The organism is Asticcacaulis sp. (assembly GCF_020217185.1).
In the GTDB taxonomy this organism is placed as follows: domain Bacteria; phylum Pseudomonadota; class Alphaproteobacteria; order Caulobacterales; family Caulobacteraceae; genus Asticcacaulis.
Genome location: NZ_JAIWNX010000083.1, coordinates 1 through 10,000, shown reverse-complemented (window position 1 = coordinate 10,000; position 10,000 = coordinate 1). Strand labels below are relative to the sequence as shown.

The following is a 10,000-nucleotide window of genomic DNA, read 5'->3' as shown; positions in this document are numbered from 1 at the left end:
ACCATAATGTGTCGAACGCCACGGCGGCCATCGCCATCGCCCGCGAACTGGGCGTCTCTGAGGCCGATGTACGCAAGGGGCTGGGTGCGTTCGGTGGCGTCAAGCGCCGCTTCACCACCACGGGCATCGTCAACGGCGTGCGCATCATCGACGATTACGGCCACCACCCGGTCGAAATCGCTGCCGTGCTCAAGGCCGCGCGTCAGGTGACGCAGGGCAAGGTCATCGCCGTGGTGCAGCCGCACCGCTACACCCGTCTGCGCGATCTGATGACCGAGTTTTCGACCTGTTTCCACGACGCCGACAAGGTCATCGTCGCCGATGTCTATTCGGCGGGTGAAGCGCCGATCGAGGGCGTCAACAAGGACGCGCTGGTCGAAGCCCTGCACCGTCACGGCCACCGTAATGCTGTGGGCCTTGACGGCCCGGCGGCGCTGGCAGGCCTTGTGGCCGCTGAGGCGAAGGCCGGGGATCTGGTCGTCTGCCTGGGGGCGGGCGACATCACGCAATGGGCCTACGCGCTTCCGGCGCAGTTGGAAGGAGCCACTGCGTGAGCGATTGGACCGACACTCTCCCTGCCGTGCGCGGCAAGATCGTAAAGCAGGCCGAACTGGCCCCGTTTACGTGGTTCCGCGTCGGCGGCCCGGCGGATGTGTTATACATCCCTGCTGATCCGGACGACCTGAGCGATTTCCTGCGTCAGTTGGACCCGTCTGTGCCTGTCACCTATATCGGCGTGGGGTCCAATCTGATTGTGCGCGACGGCGGAATCGAAGGCGTCGTCATTCGCCTTGCCGGTAAGGCCTTCTCTGACATTCAGATAGACATAGAAAACAATCTGATCATTGCGGGGCCCGGCGCGCTCGACAGCGCCGTGGCGCGGGCCGCGGCCAAGGCCGGTCTGGCAGGGCTTGAGTTTTATGCGGGCATTCCCGGCACCATTGGCGGCGCTCTGACGATGAATGCCGGGTGTTATGGCCGCGAAACCAAGGATATTCTGGTTTCGGCCTGGGGCTATGACCGCACGGGTGAGATGCGAACCTTCACTAACGAAGACTTTGGCTTCAGCTATCGCCACTCGGACATCAGTCCGGATATTGTCTGGATACAGGCGGTGTTTCAGGGCACGCCTGATGACCCGGCGGCCATCACCGAGCGCATGGACGCCATCACCGCGCGCCGGGAAACGTCTCAGCCGATCCGCGAAAAGACCGGCGGTTCGACCTTCAAAAATCCGGAAGGCCATTCGGCGTGGAAGCTGGTCGATGAGGCGGGCTGGCGCGGTAAGCGCTTTGGCGGCGCCAAGTTCTCTGAGTTGCATTCCAACTTCATGATCAATGCCGACAACGCCACGGCAGCCGACCTCGAAGGCTTAGGCGATACGGTGCGCGCTGAGGTCAAGGACAAGTTCGGCATCGACCTGCACTGGGAAATCAAGCGCATCGGGCGTCGTTAATATCTCCTCCCTGTCGCGCCGCGACGGGGAGGGGGGAGATCAGATTGGCCACTTTTCCTCTTATCATGGGCGTTATCAATGCCACGCCGGACTCGTTTTCCGATGGCGGGGCCTATGATCCCGTGGCGCAGGGCCTGCGCCTGATCGCCGAAGGGGCCGATGTGCTCGATATCGGCGGTGAGTCCACGCGACCGGGGGCCGAGCCGGTATCCGCCGCCGAAGAAATCGCCCGCGTCGTGCCGGTCATCGAGGGCTTACGCGCCCGGTGGTCCGGTCCGCTCAGCATCGACACGCTGAAACCCGACGTGGCGCGCGCCGCCTTTGCTGCCGGGGCGACGATATGGAACGACGTAACGGCGCTCAGCCACAGCCGCGACAGTCTGGCGACCGCCGCCGAACTGCAAGGGCAGGTCATCCTGATGCACATGCAGGGCGAGCCGCGCACCATGCAGGCTTCGCCGCACTATGACGATGTGGTGGCGGAGGTCGAAACCTATCTGCTCGCCCGCGCCGAGGCGGCGATTGCGGCGGGTGTGGCGCACGAAAACATCTGGCTCGATCCCGGTATCGGATTCGGCAAGACGCTGGACCACAATCTGAGCCTGATCCGCGCCACGCCGCGTCTGGCGTCGCATGGCTTTCCGTTGCTGATGGCGGCCTCGCGCAAACGCTTTATCGCCGCGCTGGAAGAACGCGACGGTGCGCCTGCGTCCGATGCCACCCGGCGTATCGGCGGCACCCTGGCCATCCACCTCTATGCGGTGCAAAACGGCGCGCGTATGGTGCGCGTGCACGATGTGGCCGAGATGCGTCAGGCGTTAAGAGTGTGGGCGGCTCTCGCCTGAGAGGCGAACTCCGGTTACGCCTGCAACGGTCCTATGTCTTTGAAATGTAACACTCCGCCCCTTTCGTGCAAAAAAGGCGGCCCAAGCGGCGTGAAACGGCTTTACAGCCCCTCCGGGTCCGGTGTTAACCTTTCAGCGTGCGCTGCGGGATAGGTGCGCGCAGGGGAAAATCGGTAGAATTATGATGAAGCGGGTCCTGACGAAAAAGCCTCAGTTCAGCAAGACCGTGTTGCCGGATCGGCAAAAGCGTAATCTGAAGTTCAGTCATGCGCCGCAGGAGGTCGAGGTCGAGACACCCGGCCCGCACATCCTGACGGGGCCGGTGGAGATGGAGGTGCCTGCCTATGAGTGGGCCTCTGCCGAAGACACCGTGCCGCCGGCCGTCATCGCGCAGCAGAGCCGCAGCCTGTTCCAATGGATCGTCGCTATCGTCCTGCCGGTGGCCGCGCTGGGTGTGATCGCCCTGAGCGTGGCGGCTCTGGCGCAGGCCGGGGGCTATGACGCGGACTTTATCGCCTCGCGGTTTCGCTGATCAATTTATCTGCGCATAGATATCGAAGGCGGCGCTGAAGTCCGGATTGCGGATCACCGTGCCGCAGGTCAGGGCGTAATCGCCCGGATCCAGCATCAGATAGGCTTCGGGCACCAGAGGCAGGAAAAAGTCTTCGCCCTGACGTGTCCCCACCAATGACAGGACCAGCCCTTCCTTGCGATTGGCGCGGATAACGCGCCCGCCGATCAGCTCAAAGCTCAGCAGCTCGTCATGGGTGCCGATCTGATTGAGGCGCACGACCAGCATCTTGCCCAGCAGAACGCGCACCATCGGGTCCGAGGCCTCGGCAAAGGCTTCGGGGACCAGTTCGTTCCAGCGGGAGTCGTTGGTGTTTTCGTTCATGGTCACAGCTTACGAAATCGCGGCACGATCTCACCGTCACTATCGACCGATTCGCTGAACATGGCCAAAGGCCGCACCCACAAACGCGCCGGATCGGCCTGAATGACGGGGGCATAGAGCACCAGCACCTCCTCCGTTTCGGAGTGGGTCACGCTGCCGTACACCACGTAATCCTTGCCCTTGTAGTGGCGGTACAGGCCGGTGGCGATGGCGCTGGGGTAGTCGGTGATCGGGCGGGTCATGGCAGATCCTTGCGTTGCGCGCTTTCCTTAGCCGGGCGCGCAGATTAAGGAAAGGTATCTATCTCACGGAGGTCTCCATGCGTCGCGTACTGATCATTGCCGGTTCGGACCCGTCGGGCGGGGCGGGGATTCAGGCCGATCTGAAGGCCGTGACCTGCCTGGGTGGCTATGCCATGACGGCGATTACCGCCCTGACCGTGCAGAACACGCTGGGCGTCACCGATGTGATGCCGGTGCCGGAAGCCCTGATCACGGCGCAGGCCGAAGCCTGCCTGAACGATATCGGAGCCGATGCGGTGAAGACCGGGATGCTGGGAACGACCTCAGTGGTCGAAACCGTGGCGGCCCTGCTCGATAAGGCGGGGGTGTTTGCGGTGGTCGATCCGGTGATGGTGGCCAAGGGCGGGCACCCGCTATTGCCCGATGAGGCGATTGACGCCATCCGCACGCTGCTGATCCCGCGCGCAGGGCTGCTCACCCCCAACGCGCCGGAGGCGGCGGTTCTGACCGGTATCGAGGTGGTGGACGAAGCCTCTCAGCAACGCGCTGGTGAGGCGCTGCTGAACATGGGCGCCAAGGCCGTGCTGATGAAGGGGGGACACATTGACGGCCCCGAAGTGGTCGATTGGCTGCTGTGGGCAGACGATGCGCGGCGCTATGTGTCCGAACGCATCGAGACGCGGCATACGCACGGCACGGGCTGCACCCTGGCCAGCGCCTGCGCCGTGCTGGCGGGGCCGGATCGCTCTCTGGGTGACAGCGTTGAACTGGCGCGCGACTACGTGATGGGGGCGATTATCACCGCACCGAATCTGGGTGGTGGGCATGGTCCGCTCAGGCACAACTGGGTGCTTTGAGCGGTCAGATGCGTCCCCTCAGGGTATGGGGGGACAGAAGGGGACGCATCCTTGAGGGGGCAGTGTTCCCGGCTGCCCCCGACCTTCAGGCGGAGCGGTTTAAGCGCCCCGCCCAAAGTGTTTAGCGACGCCAGGCGGTGTCGCGGTCGTTACGCTCCCAGTGGAGCTTTTGTTCAAAGCGGTCCAGACGGTAGCTGAGATTGGCCATTTCCTGACGGTCGATGCCGCGGCCCGAACGCTCATACTGATAGGACAGGCGTTCGATACCGTTCAGTTCGCTGCTGAGGCGACCGAATTCGCTGCGCGTCAGGCGCCCCGAACGGCGGCCCATGTCGAGGCGGTCTTCGAGGCGGTCGATACGCGCATCGACGCGGTTGTCGCGGTAGTCACGGACATCTTCGCGGCGATCGTAACGGTCATAACGGTCATAGCGGTCGTACTGGCCGGCCGCGAAGGCGGGGGTGATGGCGGTCAGGCCGGCAATGGCAACGGCTGCGGCGGCAATGGTCTTGAGCTTGGTCATCTGGCATTCTCCTTTGGTCGTCAGGTCTTTGGGGTCAGGTGTGACGCTGTGGATCAGCGTTGAGACCTTTATAAAAGCCGCCACTCGAACCGAACCTGAACGGTGCGGTTCATTTTCGGTTCAGGGTTTGCGCCGTCGATTTCCGCTTGCACTTGGGCGGATTTGGCCGCAAAAGCCGCCTGTTTGCGTAGATCGCCCGGCGCGCCGGCCGGAGAGATAATGACCGAAAATGAAGGCCTGACCATGAGCGCCAAACCTGCCACCATTCCCGAACGTCCGTGGTTTTCGTCGGGCCCGACGGCCAAGCGTCCCGGCTGGACGCCCGAAGCCCTGTCGGGTGCACCGGTGGGGCGCTCCAACCGTTCAAAGGTGACGGTGGGTCGTATTCGTCAGGCGCTCGACATGACGCGCGAGATTCTGCGAATCCCCGCCGACTATCAGGTGTTCATGGTGCCGGGCTCCGACACCGGGGCGTTTGAGGCCGCCATGTGGAACCTTTTGGGGGCGCGCAAGGTCCAGCTTCTGGCCTTTGAAAACTTCGGTCAGTTGTGGGCCGATGACGCCACCAAACACCTCAAACTCGATGCCGAAGTGCTGTCGGCCCCCTATGGAGAGCTGCCGGACCTGACCCGGATCGACCCGCAGGCCGATCTGGTCTTTCCGTGGAACGGCACGACCTCCGGTGTGCGGGTGCCCAACAGCGACTTTCTGAATGGTCATGCGGCTGCCGACAGCGGGCTGGTGCTGTGTGATGCCACCTCGGCGGCCTTCTGCATGGACCTGCCATGGGACAAGCTAGATGTTGCCACCTTCTCCTTCCAGAAGGCGCTGGGTGGGGAAGCCGGGATCGGCGTGCTGATCCTGTCGCCCAAGGCGGTCGAACGCCTCAACAGCTTCGATTCGGGCCGCGCCATCCCCAAGGTGCTGCGCCTGAAAAAAGGGAATGCAGCGGACGCGGCCATTCTGGGCGGTGACGCCATCAACACCTTCTCGTTTCTGGTCATCGAAGACTATCTCGACGCTCTGCGCTGGGCGCAACGCGAGGGTGGGCTCGACGGCCTGATCCAGCGCTGCAATGAGGCGGCTGGGGCCCTGTTCGACTGGGTGGAAAAGACGCCGTGGATCGACTTCGTGGCGGTGGATAAGGCGACGCGCTCGACTACCTCGGTGTGCCTCAAATTCGTTGATCCGGCCATTCAGGCCCTGCCCGCTGAGGCGCAGGCGAAACTGGCGGCGCGCGTCGGCAGCTTGCTGGAGCTGGAAGGCGTGGCGTTTGACATCACCGGCTATCGCGCGGCCCCTCCGGGCCTGCGCGTCTGGTGCGGCTGTACGGTCGAGGCCGAGGACGTCGAGGCCCTGCTGCCGTGGCTGGAATGGGCCTATGCAGCGGCCGTGGCCGAACTGGGGCTGGTCGCCGCCTGACCGCTCAGGCTTCCGGCTTGCCGCCCTTGTCGGCCTTCGGGCCAATGCCGGTGACGGCCGTGCCGAAGACCAGCAGCACCGCGCCATAGATAATGCTCTCTGTGTCGCCGGAGAAGCCCTTTAGCAGCAGACAGGTTCCCCCGGCCGCCATGCCGGTTTGCAACATCCGCAGTCCTTGCTTGCGCCGGGCCTCTGTGCGCCCGGTCACCCCCCAGATCAGGCCGCCCAGACCAATGGTGACAAACACCCCCGCCACGATCGTCAAAAATGTCCACATGGTGTGAATCCTCTCCGTGTCAAGGGAGCTTGACACAAGGCGGCGATTTAGTCAAGCAACCTTGACATATGGCGTTGCGGCGGCGGGGAGTGGGGAATAACCGGCGTTCGCCTCATTTTACGGGTTACCAAGCCCGAACTTTAAGTTTATAGGCTGCAACCGCCTGAATTTTGAATGTAACGCACCCGGACGAAATCCTCTCCGGCGGCGTTTTGCTGCGGAGTAAGAACTTGGCCAATGTGACCGTTGTGGGCGCCCAGTGGGGCGACGAAGGCAAGGGCAAGCTGGTGGACTGGCTGTCCAATCGCGCCGATGTGGTGGTGCGCTTTCAGGGCGGTCACAATGCCGGTCACACCCTGGTGGTCGATGGCAAGGTGTATAAGCTGTCCCTGCTGCCGTCCGGCGTCGTGCAGGGCAAGCTGTCGGTCATCGGTAACGGCGTGGTCGTCGATCCGTGGGCGCTGTTTGATGAAATGGGCCGCGTCGAGGCACAAGGGCTGAGCATCACGCCCGACCTGCTGGTGCTGGCCGACAATGCCTGCCTGATCCTGCCCATCCACCGCGAACTCGATACGGCGCGCGAAGCCGCCGCCGGCGCGGGCAAGATCGGCACCACGGGCCGCGGCATCGGCCCGGCCTATGAGGACAAGGTGGGGCGTCGCGCCATCCGCGTCGCCGACCTCGAAGATTTTGATGGTCTGGATGCCAAGATCGAGCGTCTGTTGACCCACCACAATGCCCTGCGCAAGGGTCTGGGTCTGGCCGAGGTCGATACGGCGGCCCTGATCGCCGAGCTGAAGGCCATTGCGCCGCGTCTGCTCGCCTTCGCCAAGCCCGTCTGGTACGTGCTGGACAAGGCGAAGTCGGAAGGTAAGCGCATCCTGTTCGAAGGGGCGCAGGGCGCGCTGCTCGACATCGACCACGGCACCTATCCGTTCGTCACCTCGTCCAACACGGTCGCCGGTCAGGCCGCCGCCGGTTCGGGCATGGGGCCGCGCAGCGTTGGCTATGTGCTGGGTATCCTCAAGGCCTATACGACCCGCGTCGGGTCAGGGCCGTTCCCGACCGAGCTGTTCGATGACATCGGTGAGCGCATCTCGCGCGTTGGCCATGAGTTCGGCACCGTCACGGGCCGGGCGCGCCGCTGCGGCTGGCTGGACGCGGTGCTGGCGCGGCAATCCATCGCCATCAACGGTATCGACGGCGTGGCCCTGACCAAGCTCGACGTGCTGGACGGCATTGAGACGCTGAAAATCTGCGTCGGCTATAAGGTCGGCGACAAGGTGCTCGACTACCTGCCGGCGGGCTTCAAGGCGCAGGCCGGTATCGAGCCGGTCTATGAAGAACTGGAAGGCTGGTCGGAATCGACGCAGGGCGCGCGTTCGTGGAAGGACCTGCCCGGCAATGCCGTGAAATATGTCCGCCGCATTGAGGAACTGATCGGGGCGCCGGTGGCGCTTCTGTCCACGAGTCCAGAGCGAGAGGACACCATTCTCATGCGGGACCCGTTTGCGGACTGACGGTCGAGTGGTGGCCTCCGGAAATTAGAAAATCGCGGGAAGATACGATCCTTATGCGAGACCCTTTTGCGGACTGAGATCGGTCTGCGTGCAGCGAGGTATCGGGCTACATCTCTGCAATCGTTATTTTGCACTGCCGTAAATCCGGTATTTACTCCTCTACCTTAAAGTGTCGTCCAAACACCAAGAGGCAAGGCGTGTACGGTCAAAATCCAGCCACGGCACAAAAGCTCAGAGCGACCCTCAAACTGGTTCTGCTGGTTGAGGCGAACCCGAACTATGCGCGGATGCTCTCGGACATGCTGCGCATGTTGGGGGCCGAGCAGATCATCCACTATCGCGATCACGAAGAGGCGCTCGATAAGGCCCCCGGTCTTCTCTACACCCTGATCGTCTGTTCGCATCAGGCGCCGGAGTGCGATGCGCTCGCCTTTACCAAAGGCCTGCGCCGCTCCAACGCCTCGTGTCGCAAGTCGCCGATCATCACCATCGCGCCTGAAATCACCATGAGCCTGCTCAACGACATCCGCGATTCGGGTGCCGATGAGTTTATGCGCAAGCCCTTTACCTGGGGCGACCTGCAAAAGCGCGTAGAACACGTGGCGCTGAAGGCGCGTCCGTGGATCGAGGCCGTGGGCTATGTCGGTCCGGACCGCCGCCGCTTCAACTCCGGCGACTATAACGGTCCGCGCAAACGCGCTGCCGACAATAAGGACCAGAAGACCGCCCAGATCGAACAGGCGGTGCGCATCCTCAAAGCGGCCTTTGAGCAATATAATAGCGACCCGCTTCAGGCGCGCCGTGCCATGTACGCACAGCTTGAGGTGCTGGTCCCGGCGTGCAAGACGATCGCCAGCCAGAGCTTCCACAACGATGTGCGCACCATTCTGACCCAGTTGCGCGAGGAATGGCCGGACCTGAAACAGATTCGCCCCGCCGTCCTCAGCCTGGCGGCTTTTATGAAGATCGAAGACCGTCACCCGTCGAACGCGGCCTGATTGATCTGCACCGCTTGATCCTGATTGCTTTTGCGCATGGCATGGCCTAGCTTCCCCTAAACCATAAGAGGGGGAAGACCATGTTTACACGTCGCCATCTTTGCGCGGGCTCAGCGGCGGCGGGTCTGGGACTTTGGGCCGGCCGCGCCGCCTCGCAAGCGAAGATCATCCGCGTGCCGCTCACCCTCTCGTCTTCCAAAAAGCCGATTGTTGAGGTGACACTGAACGGTAAGGGGCCCTATCGTTTCATTCTCGATACTGGGGCCAGCCACACCGTCATCCGCGCCAGTCTGGCCTCGGAACTGGGGCTGGCCGTCGCCGGGCAGGGGCGCAACCGCAGTCTCAAGGGCACCGAATACACGACGCGCTACATAGTCTCGGACGTCACCGTCGGCGGGCAGTTGGGGTTGCACGACTGGGAAGTGTTTGCTTCCAAGGGGTTTGAAGCCGCTGAATATGATGGGCTTTTGTCGGCGGACCTGCTGACGCGCCTGCCGTGCCAGCTGGATCAGACGGGGGGCGAGATTCGCTACTATTTGGGGGGCGATATGCCGCTGGAGGGCTTTGCGCCGCTCGACAGCTATTACAAGCGCGACATCACCGGCGGTGCAGACAAGGTGCATATTCGTCTGCGCTTTGCCGGGCATGAGCTGGATTGTCTGCTCGATACCGGGGCCAGCCGCCCGCTGTATATCCGCGGTGATTTTGTGCGCAAACACGGCTTATGGGAGACGTATCCGCTGCTGAACGAAAGCGCCCTGACCGGGGTCAATGGGCAGCAGGTGAAGGTGCGCCACGTAGAGGTCAGGGATTTGCAAATCGGCGGCATAGCCGTTCCGCGCCTGCTCGTCGCGCTGGGGGACCCGCATGACCGCGCGGCCTTCGGAGAAGAGGGCGACCGCGCCGAAGGCATTGTCGGTGCCCCCTTCCTCAGCGGGTTCGTGCTGGCCTTTACGGCGCAACGC

13 protein-coding genes are annotated in these 10,000 nt (G+C 63.1%); 9 read left to right on the top strand and 4 right to left on the bottom strand.

Translation table 11 applies throughout. The annotated features are described in order from the left end of the window. From LDL37_RS04090 to LDL37_RS04075, 4 genes are all read left to right on the top strand, one after another. A partial coding sequence (locus LDL37_RS04090; RefSeq protein ID WP_290794748.1) for a cyanophycin synthetase occupies positions 1-554 on the top strand: 554 nt, incomplete at its 5' end. After that, positions 551-1,456, top strand: a complete 906-nt coding sequence (gene murB / locus LDL37_RS04085) for a UDP-N-acetylmuramate dehydrogenase (RefSeq protein WP_290794745.1) — start codon at positions 551-553, stop codon at positions 1,454-1,456. The genes LDL37_RS04090 and murB, both read left to right, overlap by 4 nt. Positions 1,457-1,521: 65 nt before the next feature. After that, a complete protein-coding gene (folP, locus tag LDL37_RS04080; protein ID WP_290794751.1) occupies positions 1,522-2,301 on the top strand; it encodes a dihydropteroate synthase in 780 nt (259 codons plus the stop codon). A 181-nt stretch (positions 2,302-2,482) separates the two neighbouring features. Further along, a complete protein-coding gene (locus LDL37_RS04075; RefSeq protein WP_290794742.1) occupies positions 2,483-2,833 on the top strand; it encodes a hypothetical protein in 351 nt (116 codons plus the stop codon). On the opposite strand, the gene LDL37_RS04070 is transcribed toward LDL37_RS04075, so the two are convergent. Beyond that, on the bottom strand, positions 2,834-3,196 hold the full coding sequence (locus LDL37_RS04070; RefSeq protein WP_290794739.1) for a hypothetical protein: 363 nt from the start codon (positions 3,194-3,196) through the stop codon (positions 2,834-2,836). A gap of 2 nt (positions 3,197-3,198) precedes the next feature. Further along, positions 3,199-3,438 (bottom strand): DUF1653 domain-containing protein, encoded by a 240-nt coding sequence (locus LDL37_RS04065; protein WP_290794736.1) that lies wholly within the window; start codon positions 3,436-3,438, stop codon positions 3,199-3,201. A gap of 77 nt (positions 3,439-3,515) precedes the next feature. On the opposite strand from LDL37_RS04065, the gene thiD reads away from it, so the two are divergent. Further along, entirely contained in the window at positions 3,516-4,295 is a 780-nt protein-coding gene (gene thiD / locus LDL37_RS04060) for a bifunctional hydroxymethylpyrimidine kinase/phosphomethylpyrimidine kinase (RefSeq protein WP_290794733.1), read from the top strand. Positions 4,296-4,416: 121 nt separating this feature from the next. Here the strand turns inward: thiD and LDL37_RS04055 are convergent, their stop codons facing one another. After that, positions 4,417-4,818: a hypothetical protein gene (locus tag LDL37_RS04055; RefSeq protein ID WP_290794730.1), complete on the bottom strand. Its 402-nt coding sequence runs from the start codon at positions 4,816-4,818 to the stop codon at positions 4,417-4,419. Between the two features lie 219 nt (positions 4,819-5,037). Here LDL37_RS04055 and LDL37_RS04050 point away from each other — a divergent pair, with 219 nt between their 5' ends. Next, positions 5,038-6,240: a phosphoserine transaminase gene (locus LDL37_RS04050; RefSeq protein WP_290794727.1), complete on the top strand. Its 1,203-nt coding sequence runs from the start codon at positions 5,038-5,040 to the stop codon at positions 6,238-6,240. 4 nt (positions 6,241-6,244) lie between these two features. On the opposite strand, the gene LDL37_RS04045 is transcribed toward LDL37_RS04050, so the two are convergent. Further along, the gene (locus LDL37_RS04045; RefSeq protein WP_126419678.1) at positions 6,245-6,517 is read right to left on the bottom strand and encodes a hypothetical protein; all 273 of its coding nucleotides are present in this window, start codon (positions 6,515-6,517) and stop codon (positions 6,245-6,247) included. Between the two features lie 230 nt (positions 6,518-6,747). On the opposite strand from LDL37_RS04045, the gene LDL37_RS04040 reads away from it, so the two are divergent. The 3 genes from LDL37_RS04040 to LDL37_RS04030 all read left to right on the top strand — a co-directional run. After that, complete coding sequence (locus LDL37_RS04040; protein ID WP_290794722.1) at positions 6,748-8,037, top strand: adenylosuccinate synthase; 1,290 nt, start codon at positions 6,748-6,750, stop codon at positions 8,035-8,037. A 197-nt stretch (positions 8,038-8,234) separates the two neighbouring features. After that, the gene (locus tag LDL37_RS04035; RefSeq protein WP_290794719.1) at positions 8,235-9,035 is read left to right on the top strand and encodes a response regulator; all 801 of its coding nucleotides are present in this window, start codon (positions 8,235-8,237) and stop codon (positions 9,033-9,035) included. 80 nt (positions 9,036-9,115) lie between these two features. Next, positions 9,116-10,000: retroviral-like aspartic protease family protein (locus tag LDL37_RS04030; RefSeq protein ID WP_290794716.1), on the top strand; the 885-nt coding region annotated here is incomplete at its 3' end.

Excerpts from the sequence above, each read along its gene's own strand:
- thiD (WP_290794733.1), top strand. The coding sequence starts at position 3,516 with ATGCGTCGCGTACTGATCATTGCCGGTTCGGACCCGTCGGGCGGGGCG.
- LDL37_RS04070 (WP_290794739.1), bottom strand. The coding sequence starts at position 3,196 with ATGAACGAAAACACCAACGACTCCCGCTGGAACGAACTGGTCCCCGAA.
- LDL37_RS04050 (WP_290794727.1), top strand. The coding sequence starts at position 5,038 with ATGACCGAAAATGAAGGCCTGACCATGAGCGCCAAACCTGCCACCATT.
- LDL37_RS04045 (WP_126419678.1), bottom strand. The coding sequence starts at position 6,517 with ATGTGGACATTTTTGACGATCGTGGCGGGGGTGTTTGTCACCATTGGT.
- LDL37_RS04065 (WP_290794736.1), bottom strand. The coding sequence starts at position 3,438 with ATGACCCGCCCGATCACCGACTACCCCAGCGCCATCGCCACCGGCCTG.
- folP (WP_290794751.1), top strand. The coding sequence starts at position 1,522 with ATGGGCGTTATCAATGCCACGCCGGACTCGTTTTCCGATGGCGGGGCC.
- LDL37_RS04055 (WP_290794730.1), bottom strand. The coding sequence starts at position 4,818 with ATGACCAAGCTCAAGACCATTGCCGCCGCAGCCGTTGCCATTGCCGGC.
- LDL37_RS04075 (WP_290794742.1), top strand. The coding sequence starts at position 2,483 with ATGATGAAGCGGGTCCTGACGAAAAAGCCTCAGTTCAGCAAGACCGTG.